Annotated in this window: 21 protein-coding genes; 11 read left to right on the forward strand and 10 right to left on the reverse strand. The window is 71.5% G+C overall.

Going from position 1 to position 22,777, the window contains the following annotated elements; translation table 11 throughout:
* Nucleotides 1–4 precede the first annotated feature (4 nt).
* The 4 genes from BJ965_RS13100 to BJ965_RS13110 form a co-directional block, all read right to left on the reverse strand.
* Nucleotides 5–1,723, reverse strand: coding sequence for an ABC transporter substrate-binding protein (locus BJ965_RS13100; RefSeq protein ID WP_184908802.1), 1,719 nt, complete (start codon nucleotides 1,721–1,723; stop codon nucleotides 5–7).
* 198 nt (nucleotides 1,724–1,921) lie between these two features.
* Entirely contained in the window at nucleotides 1,922–2,014 is a 93-nt protein-coding gene (locus BJ965_RS40140; protein WP_311774658.1) for an Ms4533A family Cys-rich leader peptide, read from the reverse strand.
* Between the two features lie 69 nt (nucleotides 2,015–2,083).
* Entirely contained in the window at nucleotides 2,084–3,865 is a 1,782-nt protein-coding gene (locus BJ965_RS13105) for a DUF3152 domain-containing protein (RefSeq protein WP_184908803.1), read from the reverse strand.
* Nucleotides 3,866–3,873: 8 nt separating this feature from the next.
* Complete coding sequence (locus BJ965_RS13110; RefSeq protein ID WP_184908804.1) at nucleotides 3,874–4,920, reverse strand: alpha/beta fold hydrolase; 1,047 nt, start codon at nucleotides 4,918–4,920, stop codon at nucleotides 3,874–3,876.
* 255 nt (nucleotides 4,921–5,175) lie between these two features.
* On the opposite strand from BJ965_RS13110, the gene BJ965_RS13115 reads away from it, so the two are divergent.
* The 4 genes from BJ965_RS13115 to BJ965_RS13130 all read left to right on the forward strand — a co-directional run bounded on the left by BJ965_RS13115 (nucleotide 5,176) and on the right by BJ965_RS13130 (nucleotide 7,112).
* Complete coding sequence (locus BJ965_RS13115) at nucleotides 5,176–5,400, forward strand: hypothetical protein (protein WP_030854796.1); 225 nt, start codon at nucleotides 5,176–5,178, stop codon at nucleotides 5,398–5,400.
* A 207-nt stretch (nucleotides 5,401–5,607) separates the two neighbouring features.
* Nucleotides 5,608–6,255, forward strand: coding sequence for a TetR/AcrR family transcriptional regulator (locus BJ965_RS13120; RefSeq protein WP_184908805.1), 648 nt, complete (start codon nucleotides 5,608–5,610; stop codon nucleotides 6,253–6,255).
* Between the two features lie 134 nt (nucleotides 6,256–6,389).
* The gene (locus tag BJ965_RS13125; RefSeq protein ID WP_184908806.1) at nucleotides 6,390–6,617 is read left to right on the forward strand and encodes a DUF3107 domain-containing protein; all 228 of its coding nucleotides are present in this window, start codon (nucleotides 6,390–6,392) and stop codon (nucleotides 6,615–6,617) included.
* Between the two features lie 225 nt (nucleotides 6,618–6,842).
* Nucleotides 6,843–7,112, forward strand: coding sequence for a hypothetical protein (locus BJ965_RS13130; protein WP_142159830.1), 270 nt, complete (start codon nucleotides 6,843–6,845; stop codon nucleotides 7,110–7,112).
* A gap of 111 nt (nucleotides 7,113–7,223) precedes the next feature.
* Here BJ965_RS13130 and BJ965_RS13135 read toward each other — a convergent pair whose 3' ends face one another.
* Nucleotides 7,224–7,973, reverse strand: coding sequence for a ferritin-like fold-containing protein (locus tag BJ965_RS13135; RefSeq protein ID WP_030854785.1), 750 nt, complete (start codon nucleotides 7,971–7,973; stop codon nucleotides 7,224–7,226).
* 475 nt (nucleotides 7,974–8,448) lie between these two features.
* Between BJ965_RS13135 and BJ965_RS13140 the strand changes: the two genes are divergently transcribed.
* On the forward strand, nucleotides 8,449–11,073 hold the full coding sequence (locus BJ965_RS13140; protein WP_184917110.1) for a DEAD/DEAH box helicase: 2,625 nt from the start codon (nucleotides 8,449–8,451) through the stop codon (nucleotides 11,071–11,073).
* Between the two features lie 534 nt (nucleotides 11,074–11,607).
* Nucleotides 11,608–12,486, forward strand: a complete 879-nt coding sequence (locus BJ965_RS13145; protein WP_184908807.1) for an alpha/beta fold hydrolase — start codon at nucleotides 11,608–11,610, stop codon at nucleotides 12,484–12,486.
* Nucleotides 12,487–12,512: 26 nt separating this feature from the next.
* Here the strand turns inward: BJ965_RS13145 and BJ965_RS13150 are convergent, their stop codons facing one another.
* Nucleotides 12,513–13,406, reverse strand: coding sequence for an NYN domain-containing protein (locus BJ965_RS13150; RefSeq protein ID WP_184908808.1), 894 nt, complete (start codon nucleotides 13,404–13,406; stop codon nucleotides 12,513–12,515).
* A gap of 203 nt (nucleotides 13,407–13,609) precedes the next feature.
* On the opposite strand from BJ965_RS13150, the gene BJ965_RS13155 reads away from it, so the two are divergent.
* Nucleotides 13,610–13,786, forward strand: a complete 177-nt coding sequence (locus tag BJ965_RS13155) for a hypothetical protein (protein ID WP_167545766.1) — start codon at nucleotides 13,610–13,612, stop codon at nucleotides 13,784–13,786.
* Between the two features lie 136 nt (nucleotides 13,787–13,922).
* Entirely contained in the window at nucleotides 13,923–16,028 is a 2,106-nt protein-coding gene (locus tag BJ965_RS13160; protein ID WP_184908809.1) for a trypsin-like serine peptidase, read from the forward strand.
* A gap of 9 nt (nucleotides 16,029–16,037) precedes the next feature.
* Here the strand turns inward: BJ965_RS13160 and BJ965_RS13165 are convergent, their stop codons facing one another.
* From BJ965_RS13165 to BJ965_RS13175, 3 genes are all read right to left on the reverse strand, one after another.
* Complete coding sequence (locus BJ965_RS13165; protein ID WP_184908810.1) at nucleotides 16,038–16,643, reverse strand: MarC family protein; 606 nt, start codon at nucleotides 16,641–16,643, stop codon at nucleotides 16,038–16,040.
* A 280-nt stretch (nucleotides 16,644–16,923) separates the two neighbouring features.
* Entirely contained in the window at nucleotides 16,924–17,784 is an 861-nt protein-coding gene (locus BJ965_RS13170; RefSeq protein WP_184908811.1) for a PHP domain-containing protein, read from the reverse strand.
* A gap of 241 nt (nucleotides 17,785–18,025) precedes the next feature.
* A complete protein-coding gene (locus BJ965_RS13175; protein WP_184908812.1) occupies nucleotides 18,026–18,667 on the reverse strand; it encodes a DUF6758 family protein in 642 nt (213 codons plus the stop codon).
* Between the two features lie 161 nt (nucleotides 18,668–18,828).
* Between BJ965_RS13175 and BJ965_RS13180 the strand changes: the two genes are divergently transcribed.
* Nucleotides 18,829–20,052: an MFS transporter gene (locus BJ965_RS13180; RefSeq protein ID WP_184908813.1), complete on the forward strand. Its 1,224-nt coding sequence runs from the start codon at nucleotides 18,829–18,831 to the stop codon at nucleotides 20,050–20,052.
* A 30-nt stretch (nucleotides 20,053–20,082) separates the two neighbouring features.
* On the opposite strand, the gene BJ965_RS13185 is transcribed toward BJ965_RS13180, so the two are convergent.
* Nucleotides 20,083–20,667 carry a suppressor of fused domain protein gene (locus BJ965_RS13185; protein WP_184908814.1) on the reverse strand — a complete coding sequence of 195 codons (585 nt, stop codon included), beginning with the start codon at nucleotides 20,665–20,667 and terminating at the stop codon, nucleotides 20,083–20,085.
* 455 nt (nucleotides 20,668–21,122) lie between these two features.
* Here BJ965_RS13185 and BJ965_RS13190 point away from each other — a divergent pair, with 455 nt between their 5' ends.
* Together BJ965_RS13190 and BJ965_RS13195 are read left to right on the forward strand one after the other, a co-directional pair.
* The gene (locus tag BJ965_RS13190) at nucleotides 21,123–22,241 is read left to right on the forward strand and encodes a magnesium and cobalt transport protein CorA (RefSeq protein ID WP_184908815.1); all 1,119 of its coding nucleotides are present in this window, start codon (nucleotides 21,123–21,125) and stop codon (nucleotides 22,239–22,241) included.
* 23 nt (nucleotides 22,242–22,264) lie between these two features.
* Nucleotides 22,265–22,777 carry a hypothetical protein gene (locus BJ965_RS13195; RefSeq protein WP_184908816.1) on the forward strand — a complete coding sequence of 171 codons (513 nt, stop codon included), beginning with the start codon at nucleotides 22,265–22,267 and terminating at the stop codon, nucleotides 22,775–22,777.

Consider the following 22,777-nt stretch of genomic DNA (forward strand, 5'->3'; position numbering starts at 1 on the left):
GGCGTCACTTCACCGCGACCTGCGAGATGTCCAGCACACCGGTCCAGTCGCTGATCACGATGTTCTTGACGTCCTCGCCGTACAGGCGCTTGTAGACGGGGTGGAACAGCGGGACGGTCAGGGCCTTCTCGCCGATCTTCTCGTCCAGTGCGCCCCACCGCCGGGCGGCCTGGTCGAGATCGGTCAGCTTGTTGATCGCGTCGATCTCGGTGTTGACCGACTTGTCGTTCAGCAGGCCCGTGTTGAAGTTCGCGCCGTCCTTGACGATCTGCCGGCCGTCGAAGATCGGGGCGAGGAACGGCCCTCCGGAGGGCCAGTCGGCACCCCAGTGGGCGAGGAAGAAGCCGGGCTCGGTCTTCACGTTGTGGATCTTGTCGGAGTAGTCGTTCTCCTCCAGGCCCTGGAGCTTGACGGTGATGCCGGCCTTCTTGAGGGCGTCCTGGATGGCGGTCGCGATCTCGGGGCTGGTCTCGAAGTCCTTGGCGTTGGAGTGCGTCAGCGTGACGGTGAGGCCCTTCGCGTACCCGGCGTCCTTCAGCAGCGCCCTGGCCTTCGCCGGGTCGCCGGCCTTGCCCGCCGGGAAGAGGTCGTAGGGCGTGTAGCCGAAGGATTTCTGGTCGGGCAGGAAGGTGGTGGCGGGCTCGGCCAGGGCGGAACCGCCCGCGGCGTTCACCACGGAGGACCGGTCGATGGCGTACGAGATCGCCTGCCGCACCTTGACGTCGTCGAACGGCTTGGTCTTCGGGTTGAACGCGATGTAGTTGGTGTAGCCGAAGTGCCCGGTGCCGACGCGCGAGGCGAGGTCCTTGTCCCCGGTGACCTTGGCCAGTTCGGCCGGGCCGAGGTTCGTGTCCGTGGTGACCGCGGCGGCATCCGCTCCCTGGGACGCGGACAGCCGCTGGTTGATCACGGACGAGTCGAGCCCGGACCGTACGTCGATCTTGTCCGGGTGGGCCTTGCGCTCGGCGTCGGTCGCGGCGGACCAGTGCGGGTTGCGCTCCAGGACCAGCCGCTCCCCGTCGTTGTCGTTCCGCACGACCTTGTAGGGCCCGGAGGAGACCGGGTGCTCCTCGTACTTCGTGCCGGTGTCCTTGCTCTTCGGGACGGGGGTGAACTGCGTCTGCGTGGCGAGGTAGGGGAACTCGCCCTCGGGCTTGTTCAGATGGAAGACGATGGTCCGCTCGTCCGGCGTCTCGATCGCGTCGAGGCCCTTCTTGTCCTTGTACGGGCCCTGGTAGTCGGCGGCCCCGGTCAGCCAGTCCCGCAGGTAGGGGGCGCCGCCCGACAGCTCGGGGGCGAAGGAGCGCTCGATGCCGTACTTGATGTCGGCCGAGGTGATGGCGGTGCCGTCCTCGTACTTCAGGCCCTCCTTCAGGGTGTACGTCCACTCGGTCGCGTCCTTGTTGGGACGCCCGGTGTCGGTGGCGAGGTCGGGGACGACCTTCGCGCCGGCGGCGCCGTTCTCGCGGTTGCGGGTGGTGAGCGTGCGGAAGACCAGGGACGGGACGTTGCCGCCGCCGGAGGTGTACAGCCGGGCCGGGTCGAAGTCCTGCTGGGGATTGGCGTTCAGGACGGTGAGGGTGCCGCCCTTGTGCGGCGTGGAGTCGCCGCCGGCGCCCTTGGCATCGTTGTCCTTGGGCCCGCAGGCGGCGGCACCCGCTGCCAGGACCAGGCTGACGGATGCCGCGGCCACGCGGCGCGCTCTGACGGACGGTTGGCGCATCGGAATGACGACCTCTCGGAAGGGCGCCTCGGAATCACGGATCACGGATCAGGTGCTACGGATCACGGATCTCGGATCGCGAGACGAAATGACGAAGGGTGAGACAAGGGAAGACAGACGTCTGCCCGGCGCCGGGTCGTCGAAAGGGCCGCGACGAAAGTCACGGAGAGGGTCAGCGACGCGCGCCTGGGGCGGGCGTCAGCAACAGTGAATGTCGGCCACGCAGAGCGGGGTCACGCCGATGAGCGCCAGCTCGATGGCGGCGCGAACGGAGACGTGACGGGGCGACATGCCCAGAAATATGAACGAACTTTCCGAGCATGTCAACGCGAGCCGCGCCACACCACGCTGCGACGCCTGTCAATTCCCGGGATAGGGCCAGGCGTTGGCGCGGCAGCGGACGCCGTCGTGGTCGAGGAACTTGGTCTGCTGCTGCATGACCGGCGCGAGGTCGCCGTCCTTGTCGCAGGTGACGTGGCCGTAGCCGAGGCGGTGGCCGACCTCGTGGTTGATCAGCATCTGCCGGTAGGCGTGGATCTTGCTGTCGCCGTAGGTCTCCGAGCCCTGCGCCCACCGGTAGGCGTTGATCATCACGCGCTCGGTCGCGGCCGAGTCGCAGGAGACGTTGTCCTCGGTGGTGTCCAGACCCGACTTGGCACACCAGTCGGCGGTCGTGCCGGGGCTGGCGAGAGTGATCACGAAGTCGGGCTTGCCCGAGTAGACGCGTTCGAAGGTGCGCGCGCCGTTGTGGGCCCAGCTGCGCTGGTCGTTGAGCGTCTTCTGCACGGCCTCGGCGAACAGCGCGCCGTCCAGTCCGAGTCCCTGCTCCACGTCCACGCGGTAGGTGAACTTCTGCCCGGCGCCCGGCGCCTCGGCGATGCCGGGAACGGCGTCGAACTTCCCGGATCCCTTGAGTTCGGCGCCGAGCGGGTACGTCCGGCCCATCTTCTCGTCGTACGTCAGCGGTGCGGCCTCGGGGGCGGGTGCCCGGCCGTCCGCGCGGGACGTACCGTCCCGGAGGTCACGGGCCTGGTCGGTGGCGGACTGCGACTGCACCCCGGCGCCGCCGGGGTCGTCGGCGACCTGGCCGGCGACGATGACGGCCAGCACGGTGGTGACGGCCGCGGCCGCGATGCCGGTGAAGGCGCGGCCCTTGCCGCCCCTGCCCGGTGCGGGCGTGCCGGTGGGCCCCGCGTCGTCGTGGCCGGACCCGGAGTCGGCCGGGGTGCCGACGGTCCAGTCCGCGACGGAGGCGTGCGCGTCCGCGGCGTGCGCGGAGGCGGGCGTACGGGGCGCGAAGACGTCGTCCTCCTCGTGGAAGGCGTCGAGGTAGTCCTGCCGCGGCCCGGGCACGGAGGCCCGGCGCTGCCGCGGTATGGGAACACCGGCGCCGGCGGGCCCCCCGCCACTCCCCCTCAACTCACCCCAGCCACCGCCGGCTTCCCGCTGCTCGGGATGCCCGCCACGCGCCTGTGGGAAGCCGTGCGCGGGGGGCCCGTCGGACAGCCGGGGTCCACCGCGCGGCGGTGCGCCGCCGGGCACCTGGGGCGTCCCGTGCGCAGGGGTGCCGTCCGGCAGCCGGGGAACGCCCTGCGCGGGAGTCCCGTCGGGCAGACGCGGTAGACCGCGCGCCCCATCAGTGGGCCTGGGAACGCCTCGCGCCGGAGTCCCGTCGGCCATCCGGGGGACGCCCCGTGCCGGAGTTCCGTCAGGCATCCTCGGCACACCGTGCGCCGGAGTCCCGTCCGGCATGCGCGGAACGCCTCGTGCCGGGGTGCCGTCGGCGAGGCGGGGCACTCCCCGCACCGGCGTGCCGTCGGGCAGGCGCGGGAGGCCCTGGGCCGGTGTGCCGTCCGGGTGCCAGCCATCGGGCAGACGCGGCATGCCCTGCGGCGGCGTGCCGTGCGGGCGCGTGCCGTCCGTCGGTGCGGGCCGCGGCCCCGGCATCCGCCGCTGGCCCGGCGCCGGCCCGCCGCTCTGCGGGGCACCGGGTGGTGCGGTCCGGGCTCCCCGGCCGGCGTCCGGCGCCTGACCCTGGCCCGGCTTCTGCCCCTGCGCGGCCCCGGCCCGGCCGTCCCGTACTGCTGTGGTGTCCGCGCTGTCACCCTTGGCGACCGGTCCGCGGCGGCTGTGGCGTCCCACGTCGCGCCTCAGCCCCCCATGCTCTCGTCGGTGCGTTCTCTGTCGACGGCGTCGCCCCCGGCTTCCGCCCGGTCGGCCCGCCTCGCTCGCTGCGCGCCCAACTCTCCCGCATCCTGGAGGAGTTCACGAAACGCCATGGCCACGGTCTCCGGATACTCCATCATCGCCACATGGCCCGCATCGGGCAACGTCACCAGCCGGGAGTCACGGAAGACCCGGGCCGCCCTCTGTGCCATGCGGAAGCCGACGAGCTGGTCACGGCCGCCGTAGACGAGGAGGGTGGGCGCGAGAACTCGTTCGGCCTGGCGCCACAGCCCCTGCTGTCCGCCCAGTGTGTAGGCGTTGACGATGCCGCGCGCGGAGCGCGCCATCGCGTCCCAGAAGTACGGCAGCCGCAGCCGCCGCTCCATCTCCTGCACGGCGTTGCGGAACCCCTCCGGCGTCACCCGCCCGGGATCCCCGTAACACAGCGCCATCACGCCGCGGACGCGCTGCTCCGCCGTCCACTCCCGGGTGAGCCGCGTGAAGAGCAGGGCGACACCCGGCACCGCCAGCAGCCCCGTGGGCACGGCGGAGCGCTGCACTCGGATTTCCGGCAGAGCGGGCGACACAAGCGTGAGCGTACGGACCAAATCGGGCCGAACCGCGGCGACACGGGTGGTGATGGCCCCGCCGAGCGAGTTCCCGAACAGGTGCACGGGACCGCGGCCTGAGGCGTCGAGGTACCGGATGACCGCGCGCGCGTGCCCCGTGACGGAGTAGTTGCCGTCGTCCGGTGGCGGGGAGTCGCCGAAGCCCGGCAGGTCGAGGGCCTCGCCGTCGACGTCACCGTCGAGCAGCGCCATCAGCGCCGACCAGTTCTGCGAGGAACCGCCGAGCCCGTGCACGTACAGCGCGGGTGGCAGTTCCTCGCGCGCGGGTGGTCTCGACCGGACCGTCAGGGTGACCCCGGGCAGCTCGACCGACCGCAGGCGCTCGCCCTCCGCGACCCGGACGGTCCCCACCTTCGGCAACACATTGGCGGGCGGCACGAACGGCAGCTCGGTCGAAGACATGCGGCAATGTTACGAGACGATCACGCAGTGGCTCATGCGTTCGCCTGTGTTCGCCGTCACAGGAATCGGCCAGTTGAAGCGCCCCGAAGAGAGGCACCCGGGCGCGCATGGGTAGCAGTCAACGGGATGAGCACTGCGTCACGTCCCGGACGCGGATCGCATAGCGTCCGGACCGGGTGTCTCCTAGGCTCGTAGGGAGGGCACCCGCGTGTGGCCCCTGCATTCCCAGGGACGTTCGTAGGAAGGGAGCCCAGCATGGCCGTAGACCCCACCGACCCGGAGACGTTCGAGGCCGAGGAAGCGTCCGAGGCGCAGGAGTTCGACGTCGAGGCCCCCGAGGTCGACGCGGCCGAGCAGCAGGCGGAGCTCGCGCCGGACCGCGACGACCCGCTGACCGGCGTCGACCCGGACCGTGCCAACGAGGCCGATCTGGTGGAGCAGGCCCGGATCGTCTCGCTCGACGAGGACGACTACCGGTGAGGTTCGCCGCCGACGGGCGACGAACAGCTCCACCGAACAGGAAAGAGGCAGCATTTTGCCCGCTCTGACCCTGTTTGAAACTTTCGCAACCGCTTTCGTAACCGTCCGGTCCGTGAAATTCTGCGCTCTCACCGCGCACACCACGGTTACCGAAAAGTACGATGGCGACGCGGCCAGATCCGCACGTGGACGACTATGGGAGGCGGCGTGACAGCCATCGAGCAGACAGAGGCGGTTCGCCCGCGGGGCACACGCCTGCCACGCCGTGCCCGACGCAACCAGCTCCTGGGTGCCGCCCAGGAGGTCTTCGTGGCCCAGGGCTACCACGCGGCGGCGATGGACGACATCGCGGAGCGCGCGGGCGTCAGCAAGCCGGTGCTCTACCAGCACTTCCCGGGCAAGCTCGACCTCTATCTCGCGCTGCTGGACCAGCACTGCGAGTCGCTCATCCAGTCCGTACGGAACGCGCTTGCGTCGACGACCGACAACAAGCAGCGCGTCCGGGCGACGATGGACGCCTACTTCGCCTACGTCGAGGACGACGGCGGCGCGTTCCGCCTGGTCTTCGAGTCGGACCTGACGAACGAGCCCGCCGTGCGCGAGCGCGTCGACAAGGTCACGAACGAGTGCGCGGAGGCGATCTGCGACGTCATCGCCGAGGACACCGGCCTGTCGCGCGCGGAGTCGATGCTGCTCGCCTCGGGCCTGGGCGGCCTCGCCCAGGTGGTGGCGCGGTCCTGGCTGCACAGCGACCGCAGCGTGCCGCGCGACCAGGCCGTGCAGCTGCTCACCTCGCTGGCGTGGCGCGGCATCGCCGGCTTCCCGCTGCACGGCTTGGACCAGCCGCACCACTGAGGGCACTTTGTTCCCGCCCGATGTTCGCTCGTGGCGTTCTCGGGCGGAGCATGTACGTCCCCTCACCGGGCTAATGTGTGCTGCGTACGGCGCGGAAGGTCGCGCACATCACTGACCGTCGGAGGGACAAAGCCGTGGAGGTCAAGATCGGCGTGCAGCACGCGCCCCGCGAGATCGTTCTGGAGAGCGGTCAGACTGCCGAGGAGGTCGAGCGCGTGGTCGCCGAGGCACTGGCAGGGAAGTCGCAGCTGCTGAGCCTCGTGGACGAGCACGGCCGCAAGCTCCTCGTCCCGGCCGACCGTCTCGCGTACGTCGAGATCGGTGAGTCGGCCCCGCGCAAGGTGGGCTTCGGCGCGCTGTAGCGCATGCGCGCGAACGGGGCGGGACGGCTTCGGCCGACCCGCCCCGTTTGCGTTGCCCTCGCATGGACACTCCTCCCGCGTGGCCCCGGACTTCCCTTGCGGCGCACCGGTTCCTCCACGGATGGAGCACAAGTCGCCCACGGGGGTGGATTGGATTTCGCAGGTCAGGGGTAAGACGGGCTACGACCGATTTGGGCAGGCCGGCCATGTGGGAGGGACCCCGACATGCTCTTGGAAGCGCTGAGTTCCGCGATCCTCGGCCTCGCTCTGGCGTGGGCGGCGACGCACCGCCTGCCGCACCGTCTCCCGGCCCGCGCCATGGTCCTGTCGACCGGCGTCGCCGGTGCCCTTTTCGGGGCCTTCGTCATGCACAGCGCGCTGGACGCCGGGCACGTGCTGCTCGTCCTGCTCGGCGCGGTGATCGTCTCCGTGGCCTCGCTGTCGCTGCTGCTGCGCCCCGCGGGAAGACTGCGCCGCCGATCGGCGACCGCGTGACGGGCCGCCGATGGTGGCGCTTGTGACGACGGGCCGCCGATGGTGGCGTTTGTGACGACGGGCCGCCGATGGTGGCGTTTGTGACGACGTGACCGGTCGGACTGCGGGGAGCTAGGCGGCCAGTCCCAGTGCCGCCATTCGCTTGGTGTGGGCCTCGGTGATCCGCGAGAACATCTTGCCGACCTCGGCGAGGTCGAAGCCGTCCGCGACACCGCCCACCAGCATGGTCGACAGCGCGTCCCGGTCGGCGACCACCCGCTGGGACTGCGACAGTGCCTCGCCCATCAGCCGCCGTGCCCACAGCGCGAGCCGCCCGCCGACACGCGGATCGGCGTCGATCGCCGCCCGTACCTTCTCCACGGCGAAGCCGCCGTGCCCCGTGTCGTCGAGCACGGCCAGCACCAGGCCGCGGGAGTCGGAGTCCAGCCGGGCGGCGACCTCGCGGTAGAAGTCGCTGGCGATGGAGTCGCCGACGTAGGCCTTGACGAGTCCCTCCAGCCAGTCCGAGGGGGCCGTCTGCTTGTGGAACCCGTCGTACGCGGCGACGAACGGCTCCATCGCCCGCGTCGGCTCCTCCCCGATCTCGGCGAGCCGGTCGCGCAGCCTCTCGAAGTGGTGGAACTCCGCCGACGCCATCTTCGCCAGCTCCGCCTTGTCCGCCAGCGTCGGCGCCAGCTTGGCGTCCTCCGCGAGCCGCTCGAACGCCGCCAGCTCCCCGTACGCGAGGGCACCGAGCAGGTCCACGACCGCGGCGCGGTACTGCGGGTCGGCTGAGGCCGTCGCCCAGTCCCGGGCGGCGACTGAGGTGGGTTCGGCGGCGGCGGTGTCCGAGGCGTTCTCAGGCTTGTCAGAGCTCGTCATGAAGCGCACAATAGCCCGCCCGCCGGGAGGCGTAAGGCCCTGGTCAATCACTGTGACGACGACTACGTGACCGAATCGGCCATCGCATGTGCGCGAATCCGGGGTATGGTGGTAATGCGCCTGCTGGTACGTCGCCGTACCTCGACAGGCCGCACGTATGAGGATGCCCGGTCGGTGGCCCGATCGGCTCCGACCCGACAGCCCTCCCCGGCCGTCCGCCACAGTGCGTACGAGACCCGGAGGGGGACACCCTCAGCGGCATGAGCGCTAGAGCGTCGGCGCGGTCCCGTGCTCTACGGCCCGCCCGTAGGCAGCCGACGTCCCCGGCACGGTCTGACACGACCCCGCGCTCGCCTCGCGCCGCCCACACAGAAGAGGCAGCACCCTGACTACGTTCCGAGAGCTCGGAATCCTCCCCGAGACCGCCGAGGCCCTGGAGGCCGTCGGCATCATGACTCCCTTCCCCATCCAGGAGATGACGCTTCCCGTCGCCCTCTCGGGCAAGGACGTCATCGGCCAGGCCAAGACCGGCACCGGCAAGACGCTGGGCTTCGGCCTCCCGCTCCTCGAGCGCGTCACCGTCCCCGCCGACGTCGAGGCCGGGCGCGCCAAGCCCGAGGACCTCACCGACGCCCCGCAGGCACTCATCGTCGTCCCCACGCGCGAGCTGTGCACGCAGGTCACCAACGACCTCCAGACCGCGGGCAAGGCACGCAACGTGCGCGTCCTCGCCATCTACGGCGGCCGGGCCTACGAGCCCCAGGTCGAGGCCCTGAAGAAGGGCATCGACGTGGTCGTCGGCACCCCGGGCCGGCTGCTCGACCTCGCCGGGCAGAAGAAGCTGAACCTGAAGCACGTGAAGTGCCTGGTTCTCGACGAGGCCGACGAGATGCTCGACCTGGGCTTCCTGCCCGACGTCGAGAAGATCATCAACATGCTTCCGGTGCGGCGTCAGACCATGCTGTTCTCGGCCACCATGCCGGGCGCGGTCATCGGCCTGGCCCGCCGCTACATGTCGCAGCCCACGCACATCAGCGCCACCTCCCCGGACGACGCGGGCGCGACGGTCGCGAACACGAAGCAGTTCATCTACCGCGCGCACAACATGGACAAGCCCGAGATGGTGTCGCGCATACTGCAGGCCGACGGCCGGGGACTCGTCATGGTCTTCTGCCGCACCAAGCGCACGGCGGCCGACCTGGCCGACCAGCTCAAGCAGCGCGGCTTCGCCTCCGGCGCGGTCCACGGCGACCTCGGCCAGGGCGCCCGCGAGCAGGCCCTGCGCGCCTTCCGCAACGGCAAGGTGGACGTGCTCGTCTGCACCGACGTCGCCGCCCGTGGCATCGACGTCGAGGGCGTGACACACGTCATCAACTACCAGTCGCCGGAAGAGGAGAAGACGTACCTGCACCGCATCGGCCGGACCGGTCGCGCGGGCGCGAAGGGTACGGCGATCACCCTGGTCGACTGGGACGACATCCCGCGCTGGCAGCTGATCAACAAGGCGCTGGACCTGGGCTTCAGCGACCCGCCGGAGACGTACTCCACGTCTCCGCACTTCTACACCGACCTCGGCATCCCCGAGGGCACGAAGGGCGTTCTGCCGCGCTCGGAGCGTACGCGCGCCGGGCTGGACGCGGAGGAGCTCGAGGACCTGGGCGAGCCGGGCGGCCGCGGACCGCGCGGACGCGGCGGCCGGGGTGGCCGCGGCGACCGGGACGAGTCCCGTTCGGCCGACCGCGAGCGCTCGTCGCGTACGCCGCGTCGCCGCCGCCGTACCCGTGGCGGGGCCGCGCTGGACGGGGCGCCGGAGTCCACCGGCGCCACCGCACCGGACACCACGGCCACCGGCGGTGCCGCCGAGGCGGACGCCGTGACGGCTCCGCGCACGCCGCGTCGCCGTCGCCGCACCCGCGGTGGGGCGCAGTCCGAGCAGGCTCAGGTCGCGGCGGTCGAGTCCCCGGCGTCCGAGCAGGCGGAGACCGCCGTCGCCACGGCGGAGGGCACGGCCACGGTGACGGAAGCCGCTGAGACCGCTGAGAAGCCGCGTCGGCGCCGTACGCGCCGATCGGAGACGCCGGCGGCGGAGACCGAGGCCGCGGTGACGCCGTCGGCCACGGAGTCGGCGATCGTCGCCGAGGCCCCGGCCACCGCGGAAGCTGCGCTGCCCGAGGCCGCCGCCAAGCCGCGTCGCCGCACCCGCAAGGCCACGGCGTCCGCCGCCGAGACGGCGGTCGACACGGCCGAGGGGACCCCCGAGTCCACGCCGGAGCCGACGGAGACGAAGCCGCGCCGCACCCGCAAGACGGCCGCTAAGGCCGAGGCGAGCGTCGACACGGCCGAGGCGTCCGAGGCCAAGCCGCGCCGCACGCGCAAGGCAGCGGCCGCGGTGGAGGACGCCACCGCCGAAACGGCAGAGGCGAAGCCCAGGCGTACGCGCAAGGCGACGACGGCGGCCGAGACCGCGCTCGACACGGCGGAGGCCACCGAGGCCAAGCCGCGCCGCCGCACCCGCAAGACCGCCGAGAGCGCCGAGACCGCGGGTACGCCCACGGCCGCCACGGTCGAGGCTCCCGACGCCGCGGAGGCGAAGCCCCGTCGCACCCGCAAGGCCGCCGCCCCGGCTGAGGCCGCCGTGGACACGGCCGAGGGCACGGAGGCCAAACCGCGCCGCCGCACCCGTAAGGCAGCCGAGGCCGCCCCGGCCGTCGCCGAGATCCCGGCCCAGACGGCTCAGGAGCCGGAGGCCGCCGAGGCCAAGCCGCGCCGGACGCGCAAGACCGCTGCCGCTGCCCCGGACGCGGAGGCCGTCGAGGCCAAGCCGCGCCGGACGCGGAAGTCCGCCGCCCCGGCGGAGGCCGCCGTCGACACGGCCGAGGGCACGGAGGCCAAACCGCGCCGCCGCACCCGTAAGGCAGCCGAGCCCACCGAGATCCCCGCACAGGCGGATCAGGAGCCGGAGGCCGCCGCCAAGCCGCGCCGTACGCGCAAGGCGACCACGGCCGCCGCGGCCGCTGCTTCGGAGGACGCGGCGGAGGCGAAGCCCAGGGCCCGCCGCACCCGCAAGGCCGCCGCCACCGCGGAGCCCACGGAGGGCTGACACACCCGCCCCTCTGCGACGGCCCGGCCCCCTCACGGGGAGCCGGGCCGTCGGCGTTCACCCAGGGCACAGTGCCCGACCCCGCCGAACCGCCCGGGCACCGCTCGACTCCCCAGCCGATCTCCACACGGGGCACGGCGCGGGTTCCGCCGAGCCCCACCCCGGGGCGCCGCCGCACCCCGCCAGTCCCCACCCCGGGTGGACAGCATCACTCCCCGCCAGTCCCCACCCGGGTGGGGCGTCGGTCTCCGCCGAGTCGCCCGGGACGCATCTCAACTCCCCAGCCGACCTCATCCGGCACACAGCACCGGTCCCCGTCGATTCCCATCCGACACACAGCACCGGTCCCCGCCGACCCCCACCCAGCGCATGCCGATCCCCACCCAGCGCATCGCGCCGGTCTCCGTCGGTCGCCCACCCCGGGGCACAGCACCGCCGCCCCCTACCCGGGCACACACCACCACTCCCCACCGACCCCACACCCGGGCACACAGCGCCACTCCCTCCCCCACCCCCACCCGCTACCCTCGCCCCGTGACCAGCCACCCCGCCTTCCCTCCGCCCCCCGGCGCCCGCGCCTACGCCCTGCGCACCTCGCGCGGTGAGTTCGCCGTCGTCGACTCGTCGCCGTCGCCGGAGGCGGGTGGGGAGGAGCGCGGAGTCGTCCTGATGCTGCCCGGGTTCACCGGCAGCAAGGAGGACTTCAGGCTGCTCCATGAGCCGCTCGCACAGCGGGGGTACCGGGTCGTCGCCGTGGACGGGCGGGGGCAGCACGAGTCGACGGGTCCCCTGGACGACGAGTCCGTCTACGCGCAGCGGGAGCTCGCGCGGGACGTGCTCGCGCAGGCCGCGGCGCTGGGCGGGCCCGTGCACCTGGTGGGGCATTCGCTCGGCGGGCAGATCGCCCGTGCGGCCGTGCTGCTCGACCACTCCCCGTTCGTCTCGTTCACCCTGGTCTCGTCCGGCCCGGCGGAGATCTCCGTCTCCCAGCAACAGCGTGTGAAGCTGCTGCGGGACGCGCTCGCCGTGCTGTCGATGGCGGAGGTGTGGGAGGCCATCGAGGCCATGGGGCCGCCGGAGGAAGTCGGCGGGCCGGCCCGCGGCCTCGGCGACCAGGACCAGTTGCGGCGCCGCTGGCTGGGCCACAGCCCGGCCCAACTGCTGGCGACCGGGCGCCAGTTGTGCACCGAGCCGGACCGCGTGGCCGAACTCGCCGCGGTCCCGCTGCCGTTCCACGTCCTGTCGGGTACGCACGACGACACCTGGCCGGTGGCGATCCTGGACGACATGGCCCTGCGACTGGACGCGCACCGCACGGTCATCACCGGGGCCGAGCACTCCCCCAACGCCGACCAGCCGCTCCCGACGGCCCACGCCCTCGCCGACTTCTGGGACGGCCTGGGACGGCCGTAGTCACCTGGCCGGCATCCGGACAGGCCCTAGTACTGCGTCCGCAGATGCTCCCAGAAGCCGTCGCGCAGCGCCCGTCTGAGATCCGCCTGACCGCGCAGCGAGTACTGCAGGAGGCCCTCCGCCTCCACGAGCAGGTCCTGGTCCACCGACCCGGGCAGGTAGGGGTGCCCGGGCAGCAGCTCCACCAGCGTGTCCCGGCCGCGTGCCGCCAGCCACTTCGCCGCGATCTGCGCGCCCACGAACCGCACGTTCTCGCGGGTGGGCCGGTTCGCGGCCGTCTCGTAGGCGGGGGCGGTGCGGCGGGAGACGTACGGCTTGAAGAAGTCGAGGTCCAAGGTGCGCTGGCTGTCGACCTCCCACAGCAGGGGTTCGGCCTGGTTGCGGCCCTCCGGCGCCTCGATGCCCCAGAGGTGGACCCGGGCGCCGTAGCCCTGGGCCGCCTCCACCGCCGAGACCAGGTCCTCGTCGCCGCCGAGCAGGGCCGCGTCGCTGATGGCGCGGTGCCGGGCGAGGGACTCCAGGTCGGAGCGGATGAGTGAGTCGACGCCCTTCTGCTGGTTGTTGGCGTTGAGGTTGCCGAGGCGCACCTTGACGTCCGGAAGTTCCGCGATGGTCTGCTGCTCGGCCGTGTGGATGCGGCGCCGGGCACCGTCGTACCAGTAGACGCGCAGCAGCCGACTGTCCGCGAAGATCGTGCGGGCCCTGTCGATGAGCGCGTCGATCAGGCCCTCGGCGTCCAGATCGAAGGCGCGGCGGTCCTCCGTGCCGGCGACGAGGCGTCCCGCGGCCGCGTACAGATACCCGGCATCGACGAAGATCGCATGGGTCGAGGGCGTCTTCGCCACCTCGGCGAGCATGCGCTGGAGCAGCTCGTTGGTGCGGTCGATGCGGGTGTGGAGGGCCGCCAGGTCGTCGTTCATCACCCCCATTGTCCCGGTGGTCACGCTGCGAACACAACTGCTCCCGGTCGGTCCCGTAACGACACTCTTACGGCTTGGTAATTAGCCGTTCGAAAAATTTCCTTAGCGTAGGGAATGTTTGACCCCTGCATCCCTGTTGACCCATACGGAACACCATGCACGGGCCTGGTGGGCCGCACACCCAAGTAGTTCTCCTCAGGAGGATGACCAGACGAAGGGAGAAGCCCTTGCGCTTCGAAATCATGCGACTCGACGACGTCGACGGCACACCTGTGGACTCGACCGTTGTGGACGCCGCCTCCGTCAACCGCATCGTTCAGCAGGCGGCCGCCATAGGGCAGCGCCTCTGGATTCGCCCGGCCGAGACCACGGCCTCATAACGCGCGCGCAGCTCTCCCATACTTCGCAGCCCCCGCCCGGCATCGGCCGTGCGGGGGCTCCGCTGTTGCGGACCTCCCTGGCCGGGGGCGTACTGGCTGAGGGGGCACGGCGCGAACCAGAACGGGACGGTGGAGCATGTCGGTGACGGACCGGGCGCACAGGGAACTGCACCAGCAGGCCGCCGCCGAGGCCGCACAGCGCTACGAGGACTCGGCCGCGGAACGTGAGCGGGTCGAGGGCAGGCTGGCAGCCGGTGTGCGGTTCCCGGACTCCCCGGACGCGCTCGCGGTGCGCGCCGACCGGATCCTCGGCCGGGGCGGTCTGTCACCCTCGGCGGTGGTGGCGGACATCCACCGCGAGGCCATGGACCTGCCCGACGCCAACGAGCGGATCATCGACCTGTCCAACGAGCTCCAGGCCTGGAGCTTCCTGCCACGCGGGGTCAGGGCCGGGGCCACGGTCGCCCGGATCACCCGGCGGCGCGACGGCCGGGAGCTGCCGCACGGCACCGGCTTCCTGGTCTCGCCGCGGCTGCTGATGACCAACCACCACGTCCTGCCCGACGAGAGCTTCGCCCGCACCTGCTTCGCGGAGTTCAACGCCCAGGTCACGGCCGACAACCTGCCCGACACCGTCGTCCGGATGGAACTCGACCCGGGGGCCTTCTTCGCCGCGGACCGGCGACTCGACTTCGCCCTCGTGGCGGTGAAGCCCGCCCAGGACGGCCCCGCCCCGGGCGAGATCTTCGGCTGGAACCGGCTGAGCGTGCAGATCGGCAAGCTGGTGCTCGGCGAGAAGGTGAACATCATCGGCCACCCCTCGGGACGGCTGAAGGAGATCGCGCTGCGCGACAACGCGGTGCTCGTCCGCCTGGACGACTTCGTCCACTACACGACCGACACCGAGCCGGGGAACTCCGGCTCCCCCGTCTTCAACGACCAGTGGGAGGTCGTGGCGCTGCACCACAGCGGCGTGCCGAAGAAGGACAACCAGGGCCGTGTCCTGCGCAAGGACGGCCGGCCCTGGCAGCAGGGCGACGGCGACGACGCCATCGAGTGGGTCGCCAACGAGGGGGTCCGGATCAGCTCGATCCTCAAGCACCTGGCGGGGCTGGACCTCGACCCGGCTCGGCGTGCCCTGCTGACCGAGATGGGTCCGGACGCCGGCCTGGACCAGGCCATGGCCACCGCACCGCCCCTCCCCGCGGCGGCCCCCGCGCCACAGCCCGGGAGGACGGACGCGGTACCGGGTGTGACGACACCGCCGGTCCCCGGCGTCCCGGTGACGGTCCCCGTGACCGAGAGCGAGAGGGAGGCCCAGCGGCCCAGGGCCGGACTCCGGGCCCGCGGCACCGCCTTCGGCGGCCGTCAGCACCTGGTCTTCCTGCACGGCCGGGACCAGCAGGAGAAGTACCCCGACGAACTCCGCCTGTCCTGGACGGCCGGCCTGAACCGCGGACTCACCCTCGCGTCCATGCCCACGCTCGACCCGGAGGACGTGTGGTTCCCGTTCTACGGCACGAGACTGCACGACCTCGTGAGCGGCAGGGAGAGCACGGCGGAGCCCATCGGCCTCGACCGGGTGAGCGCCGCCGCTGCCGCCGAGGTGTTCGCCGCGGAGTCCCCCACCGGCTCCTACGAGCAGCTGCTCCGCGAGGCGGCCGCCCGGGCCGGCATGCCCCAGAACGGGCCTGCGACCACCGAGGGATTCGGTTCGGGCCTGGTCGGGGCGCTGCACCGGCCCCTGAGCTGGCTGGCCGCCAGGTCCGACCTGGACGAGTGGACCATCGCCACGTTCCTGCGGGACGTCGACCTGTACCTCGGCGACAGCGCCGTGCGGCAGGCGGTGCTGGACGGCGTCATGGAGACGATGCCGACCAGCGGCGAACTGGTGCTGGTCACGCACAGCCTGGGCACGGTCGTCGGCATGGACCTGCTGACCCGGCTCCCGGACGGCCTGGACCCCGTCCTGCTGGTCACCGCGGGCAGCCCGCTCGGCTTGGACGGCGTCAACGAACGGCTCCTCACCCGAGGCCCGCAGCGGCCGCCCCGGGTGCGTGACTGGGTGAACGTCTGGTGCCCCACCGACGCGGTGGCCATCGGCTGCCCCCTGGAGGACGAACGGTGGGGGAAGCTCACCCAGCTGGCCGTCTCCAACGGCCGCGACCGCGCGCACAAGATCGAGGAGTACCTCGGCCACCCCAAGGCTGCCCAGGAGATCCGCGGTGTCCTCCGGGCCTGACCGGGACCGTCAGCTTCCCTGGATCACCTGTGTGACGCCGTTGATGATCTGCTGCACGGCGATCGCGGAGAGCATCATGCCGGCGAGGCGGGTCACCAGGACCACGCCGCCGTCCTTGATGATCCGGATGATCACCAGCGAGTAGCGCATCACCATCCACAGCACGACGTGGATGGCGAGGATCGCCGCCCACACGGACACCTGCGTGGCCACGCTGTGGGCCTTCTGCACGGCGAGGATGACCGACACGATCGCCCCGGGCCCGGCCAGCAGCGGCATGCCCAGCGGTACGAGGGCGACGTTCACGTCCTTGGTCTGCTTCGGCTCGTCGGTCTTGCCGGTGAGCAGGTCCAGCGCGATCAGCAGAAGCAGCAGACCGCCCGCGATCATCAGCGCGGGCACGGACACGTGCAGATAGTCGAGGATCTGGTGCCCGAGGAGCCCGAACACGGTGATCACACCACCGGCGACACAGACGGCCTGGAAGGCCATCCGCTTCTGCACCTTGCCGGGGCGGCCGGCGGTGAGCGCGAGGAAGATCGGTGTGATCCCGGGAGGATCCATGATGACGAAGAGGGTCAGGAACAGGGAGCCGAAGACAGCGAGGTCGAACATGAGTGAGCCTTGCGCAAGGGGCCGCCGCCGCGGACAGGCGTCGCGCAGGGCGGAACGCCTGGGCGCAGCGGGCAGCGCCGGGTGAGAGAGAGGGAAACGGCCCTGCAACGGACCTGGGGAACCACGGACCCGAGAATCAACGGACCCACGAGCCAACGGACCAGAGAGCCAGCCAGCGTAGGAGCTAACGGCCTGCCGGTCCACGGACCAACGGGCTCACGGGCCTACGGGCCAACGGGCCAAACGGGCCAAACGGGCCAACGGGCCAACGGGAGGGATCTCAGACGGTTCCGCCGGCCCCCGGCACGGGAAACGCCCCGAAGGCCCGTCGGGTGATCTCCCCGTACACCTCGGGATCCGTCGTGTACTCCCCGAGCACGCACGTCTTGCGGCTGCCGTGGTAGTCCGACGAGCCGGTCACGAGGAGCCCGAGCTCCTTGGCCAGCCCCCGCAGCCGCGCCCTGGTGTCCGCGTCGTGGTCCATGTGGTCGACCTCGATGCCGTCCAGCCCGGCCGCGGCCATCTCGGCGATGGCGGCCTCCGGCACGGTGAGCCCCCGCTTGCTCGCCCCGGGGTGCGCGAACACCGCGACCCCGCCGGCTCCCTTGATCAGCCGGATCGCCTCGAAGGGGTCGGTCTCGTGCTTCTCCACGAAGACCCGGCCTCCGTCGGCGAGCCAGTCCTGGGTGAAGGCGTCGTTCACGGTGGGCACGACACCCAGCTCGACGAGCGCGCTCGCCACATGCGGACGCCCGACGGATCCCTCACCGGCGATCCGCGCCACCTGCTCCCACGTCACCGGCACACCCAGCTCCCGGAGCTTGGCGATCATCCCCTGGGCGCGCGGCACCCGGTCGTCGCGGACCAGCTCCCGCTCGGCGAGGAGCGCCGGCTCCTCGGCGTCGAAGAGGTAGGCCAGCATGTGCATGCTGATCCCGTCGATCCGGCAGGAGAGCTCGGCCCCGGTGACCAGGGTGACGCCCTCGGGCAGCGCGGCGATCGCCTCGGCATGCCCGCGGGTGGTGTCGTGATCGGTCAGGGCGACGACGTCCAGCCCGGCCACAGCGGCCTTCCGCACCAGCTCGGCGGGCGAGTCCGTACCGTCGGAAGCGGTGGAGTGGGTGTGCAGATCGATACGCACGACACGGACTCCAGACACGGGCGGGACGACAGGACTGCTCAAGGATAACCAGCTTTTCAACCAGCCATGTCACACCCGAACCCAGCAAGCGCCCCCTACACCGCCGCCGCCGGCAAACCGCAAGCACCCCGCGCCCTCGCGCCACCGGCAAACCGCGAGCCCGCCGCACCCCTCAAGCCGCCGACAAACAGCGAGCACCCCGCGCCCTCAAGCCACCGACGAACCGCGGACCCCGCGCCCCTCAGGCCCCCAGCAACCGCGGCGACAGCGCGCCGCACGGCACCAGCTCGACCTCGGCGCCCGCGTCCCGCAGGTCCGTCAGGACGAGCTCGTCGTACATCAGCAGTCCGGACTGCTCGGGCCACACGACGGCCCACAGCCACATCCCGAGCGCCTCCCCCGCGAACACCGCCCGGTCCTCCGGCGCCCCGGCCACATGCCACAACGGCGTGGGCCGGCCGGCGGCCAGCACCTTGGCCTGGGGCGGCTTCTCGACGTTCATGTGCGGCCCCGGATCGGGACCGTCCATGCCCGCGTACCGCGCCCCGAGCCCGACCCCGAGCTCCTCGGCCACCAGGATCAGCTCGCCCATGCCGCCGAGCGGCCCGGGTCCCGTACAGGCGACGGCGGTCGCACGGCCGCCCGTACGGTCGTCCCCCGCGCAGGCCACTCCCGTGAACAGCCATCCCACCGGCAACGGCCATGGCATCCACAGCGGCACCTGGGTGCGGTGCACCACGACGTCGAGGGCGTCGACGCTGGGCGGTATCACGGGCTGCACCGGATGAACGGTGCCGTGCACATCGCACTGCCACGAGTCGGAGAAGAGGCCGGGAGCCCTGACCCGGCCACCGCACTTCGGGCAACTGGGTTCGCCCCTCATAGGGCCCCACGGTCCTACCCCCACCGCGCCGCGTCAAGGACGATCACCCATCCGGACGGAACCCTTCACCACCCACACTAGATGTAGCTTGCATTAATTAGCTCGGCTAACTTAGTATGTGTATATACCAACTATCTACGTCTCGGGAAAGGGAGCAAGCAATGGACCCCTTCGACGAAGGAGCGGGCGGCCTCCTGAAGCAGCCCAAGTCCGTGTGGGCCACCGCCGGGGCATCGGTCGTCGCCTTCATGGGCATCGGGCTCGTCGACCCGATCCTGCCGTCCATCGCCCAGGGCCTGAACGCCACGGCGAGTCAGGTCTCCCTGCTCTTCACCTCGTACTTCCTCATCACCGCCGTCGCCATGCTGGTCACCGGTTTCGTCTCCAGCCGGATCGGCGGGAAGAGGACGCTGCTGCTCGGCCTCGCGTTCGTCGTGGTGTTCGCCGGGCTCGCGGGCACCTCGGGCTCCGTCGGCGAACTGGTGGGCTTCCGGGCCGGATGGGGCCTCGGCAACGCGCTGTTCGTCTCGACGGCCCTCGCGGTCATCGTCGGCGCGGCGGCCGGCGGCAGTGCCGCGGCGATCCTGCTGTACGAGTCGGCCCTCGGTCTCGGCATGGCCTGCGGCCCGCTGCTGGGCGCCCTGCTCGGCGACGCCAGCTGGCGCTACCCGTTCTTCGGCACGGCCTTCCTGATGGCCGTCGGCTTCCTGTGCATCACGGTGTTCCTGAAGGAGCAGCCGAAGCCGGCCCGCAAGACCTCGCTGCTCGACCCGCTCAAGGCCCTCGGCCACGGCGGCCTCGCCTCCGCGGCGGTCTCGGCGTTCTTCTACAACTACACGTTCTTCACCGTGCTGGCCTTCACGCCGTTCGTGCTGAACATGACCCCGTACAAGTCGGGCGCGGTGTTCTTCGCCTGGGGCGTGCTGCTCGCCGTCTTCTCGGTGATCGTGGCGCCCCGGCTCCAGAAGCGGTTCGGTTCGCTGAAGGTGCTCGGCGGCTCCCTGGTACTGCTCGCGGCCGACGTCCTGGTGCTCGGCTACGGCTCCCACACCACCGCCGTCGTCTGCACGATCCTGTCCGGTGCCTTCATCGGCGTGAACAACACCGTCTACACCGAACTGGCCCTCGGCGTGTCGGACGCGCCCCGGCCGGTGGCGAGCGCGGGTTACAACTTCGTGCGCTGGTTCGCGGCAGCGGCCGCTCCGTACTTCGCGCCGAAGATCGAGGAGTGGACCGACATCCACATCCCGTTCGTCGTCGCCGCGGTCACCGCGGTCGCGGGCGCGGTGGTGGTCGTCGTACGGCGCAAGGCCCTGACACACGAGGCCGAGGAGCTGGAGCCGAGGCACGCGGCCGAGGACGGGGTCACCGTGTTCGCCAACTGACGCCGCACATCGCGGCGTTGGTGACCTTGCTCACTCCAGCGGGACGGACTTCCGGGACGGATCCCGGAGGTCCGTCCCGTGGTTCAGCCATCGCTCCTGAAGTGCCTGCGCGCCGTGCACCCGCTTCCAGGCGGCCTCGTTCGGGGTCATCGGCAGCAGCGGCAGGAACCGTACGGGGTCGAGGGGCTCGTCGAGCTCCAGGTCCTCCACCAGGCCGCCCGGCTCGGCGACCAGGACCGAGGTGAACGGGGCGCCGGGCCACAGCGGCTCACCGACGTCGAGGGACGCGCCGGGGGCCACGACCAGGCCCTCCACCTGCGGAGACGCGGCGAGCACGGCGAGCGGCCGGAGCACCTTGTCGGTGTCGGCGACCCCGGAACGGACCGAGAGCACCAGCTCGGCGCGCGGACCCTTGACCGGGTCGGCGACCACCGCGGTGGGGTCCGTCATCGGGTGCGCGGACATGCCGAGCGAGGCGTAGCGGGCGATGCCGCCCTCCTGGAAGCGCAGCACCTCGATGCGGTCCGTGCCGAGGAAGGTGACCGCCGCGCGCGCGTCCGGGTCACCCAGCGCGGTGCGCAACCGGGCTTCGACCAGAGGAAGAACATCTGCCATGCGGCGAGCATAGAACTCGCCAGTAGCGGGCAAAGCAGCACCTTGACAGTTGTGTCGGCTGCTACTCTTGCCCGGTGGTTCGGGGCAGCACGCAGAAGCGTCGCGATCAAGCCCCGACGCCGAAGGAACTCCCTTACGAGGGACCGGCCGGAGGAGGTGGGGCTGCAATGGATCGAAGTCGACCGTGCAGTAGCACCACGCTCTTCGCGCCGTCGATGTAGCTGCTTCTGTCTCTGGCTGCCACCTCTCGCACTCGCTTCACCGCGGAAGAGCGCTTCGTTTCGCTTTGCCTGATCTGCCTCAGTAGCTGAATCAGTAACGAAACCGGCCACCGCGACGGTGCGGTGCTCCCCGCTTTGTGGACGTGCCAAACATCCGTAGTCACTACGTCCTCATTCCGGGTGGTTCCACCCGTCGCCGGCGCCGTTCGTTGCGTGCCCGCGAAGGAGCCCGCCATGTCGATGATCCGCGACCTGCGCGCAGCAGTCGTCCGTCCGTCCCGTGTGTCGCTGCGCAAGGACGGCGGGACGTACGACGCCACCCGCAGCCCCGCGGCCGCCTCGGCCGTCGTCGACTGCGCCGTCTACCGGGACGGCCGCCGCATCGAGACCGAGACCGCCCTGACCCCGCACGAGGCGGTGCGCCTGGTGCGCCGCGACGGGGGTTTCGTGTGGATCGGGCTGCACGAGCCGACGGAGGCCGAATTCTCCGGCATCGCCGGTGAGTTCGGGCTGCACCCGCTGGCCGTGGAGGACGCCGTCCAGGCCCACCAGCGGCCCAAGCTGGAGCGGTACGACGACTCCCTCTTCACGGTCTTCAAGACCATCCACTACGTCGAGCACGACCAGCTCGACGCCAACAGCGAGGTCGTCGAGTCGGGCGAGGTCATGTGCTTCACCGGACGGGACTTCTTCATCACCGTCCGGCACGGCGGGCAGGGCTCCCTGCGGGCCCTCAGGCACCGCCTCCAGGACGACCCCGAACTGCTCGCCAAGGGCCCCTCCGCCGTGCTGCACGCCATCGCGGACCACGTCGTCGACGGTTACATCGCCGTCGCCGACGCGGTGCAGGACGACATCGACGAGGTCGAGACCGAGGTGTTCTCCCCGGGCCGCAAGGGCTCGCCGCGCGGTTCGGACGCCGGCCGCATCTACCAACTCAAGCGCGAGGTGCTGGAGTTCAAGCGGGCCGTGTCGCCCCTGCTGCGGCCCATGCAGCTGCTGAGCGAGCGGCCGATGCGGCTGATCGACCCCGACATCCAGAAGTACTTCCGGGACGTCGCCGACCACCTGGCCCGCGTCCAGGAGCAGGTCCTCGGCTTCGACGAACTGCTCAACTCCATCCTCCAGGCCAACCTCGCGCAGGCGTCCGTCGCCCAGAACGAGGACATGCGGAAGATCACCTCCTGGGCCGCGATCATCGCCGTGCCGACGATGGTGTGCGGTGTGTACGGCATGAACTTCGACCACATGCCCGAGCTGCACTGGCGGTACGGCTACCCGGTGATCCTGGGCTTCACGGTGGTCGTCTGTCTCGGCATCCACCGCACCCTGAAGCGCAACGGCTGGCTGTGAGCGGCCTGGATAGGCTGGTGCCCATGACAAGCGAGCTGCTCGACCAGGCCCTCGTCGAGGAGGCCACGAAGAAGTCCGGCCTCGTCTGGGTGCAGGGCCCCGACGGCCCGGCGCGTGCGCTGTGGCACGTGTGGCACGAGGGTGCCGCGTGCCTGGTCGGCGACGGGCCGGGCGAACAGCCGCTGCCGGGGCTCGCCGACGGCGCCGAGGCGAAGGTGACGGTCCGCAGCAAGGACAAGGGCGGCCGGCTGGTCACCTGGACGGCGCGGGTCGCCGAACTCGCGCCGGGCTCCGAGGCGTGGGACGCGGCGGTCGCCGAGCTCAAGGGCAAACGGCTGAACGCGCCCGACGGCGAGGCCATGCCCGGGCGCTGGGCCCGCGAGTGCCGGGTGCTGCGCCTGGAGCCGACCGGGGCGACGGGGCAACTGCCCGACGGCTCTCTGTCCCAGCCGCCGCTGCCCTCCCCGGCGCTCACCCGCCGGCCGGTCCCGGCGGGTCTGCCCCGCCTGCTGCTGAAGAAGCGCAAACGGGCCTGA

The organism is Streptomyces luteogriseus (assembly GCF_014205055.1).
Lineage (GTDB): Bacteria > Actinomycetota > Actinomycetes > Streptomycetales > Streptomycetaceae > Streptomyces > Streptomyces luteogriseus.

Bases quoted from the DNA above. Each gene is read 5' to 3' on its own strand.
- BJ965_RS13100 (WP_184908802.1), bottom strand. From the start codon at position 1,723: ATGCGCCAACCGTCCGTCAGAGCGCGCCGCGTGGCCGCGGCATCCGTC.
- BJ965_RS40140 (WP_311774658.1), bottom strand. From the start codon at position 2,014: ATGTCGCCCCGTCACGTCTCCGTTCGCGCCGCCATCGAGCTGGCGCTC.
- BJ965_RS13110 (WP_184908804.1), bottom strand. From the start codon at position 4,920: ATGTCTTCGACCGAGCTGCCGTTCGTGCCGCCCGCCAATGTGTTGCCG.
- BJ965_RS13115 (WP_030854796.1), top strand. From the start codon at position 5,176: ATGGCCGTAGACCCCACCGACCCGGAGACGTTCGAGGCCGAGGAAGCG.
- BJ965_RS13130 (WP_142159830.1), top strand. From the start codon at position 6,843: ATGCTCTTGGAAGCGCTGAGTTCCGCGATCCTCGGCCTCGCTCTGGCG.
- BJ965_RS13135 (WP_030854785.1), bottom strand. From the start codon at position 7,973: ATGACGAGCTCTGACAAGCCTGAGAACGCCTCGGACACCGCCGCCGCC.
- BJ965_RS13140 (WP_184917110.1), top strand. From the start codon at position 8,449: ATGACGCTTCCCGTCGCCCTCTCGGGCAAGGACGTCATCGGCCAGGCC.
- BJ965_RS13150 (WP_184908808.1), bottom strand. From the start codon at position 13,406: ATGAACGACGACCTGGCGGCCCTCCACACCCGCATCGACCGCACCAAC.
- BJ965_RS13155 (WP_167545766.1), top strand. From the start codon at position 13,610: ATGACCAGACGAAGGGAGAAGCCCTTGCGCTTCGAAATCATGCGACTC.
- BJ965_RS13160 (WP_184908809.1), top strand. From the start codon at position 13,923: ATGTCGGTGACGGACCGGGCGCACAGGGAACTGCACCAGCAGGCCGCC.
- BJ965_RS13165 (WP_184908810.1), bottom strand. From the start codon at position 16,643: ATGTTCGACCTCGCTGTCTTCGGCTCCCTGTTCCTGACCCTCTTCGTC.
- BJ965_RS13175 (WP_184908812.1), bottom strand. From the start codon at position 18,667: ATGAGGGGCGAACCCAGTTGCCCGAAGTGCGGTGGCCGGGTCAGGGCT.
- BJ965_RS13180 (WP_184908813.1), top strand. From the start codon at position 18,829: ATGGACCCCTTCGACGAAGGAGCGGGCGGCCTCCTGAAGCAGCCCAAG.
- BJ965_RS13185 (WP_184908814.1), bottom strand. From the start codon at position 20,667: ATGGCAGATGTTCTTCCTCTGGTCGAAGCCCGGTTGCGCACCGCGCTG.
- BJ965_RS13190 (WP_184908815.1), top strand. From the start codon at position 21,123: ATGTCGATGATCCGCGACCTGCGCGCAGCAGTCGTCCGTCCGTCCCGT.
- BJ965_RS13195 (WP_184908816.1), top strand. From the start codon at position 22,265: ATGACAAGCGAGCTGCTCGACCAGGCCCTCGTCGAGGAGGCCACGAAG.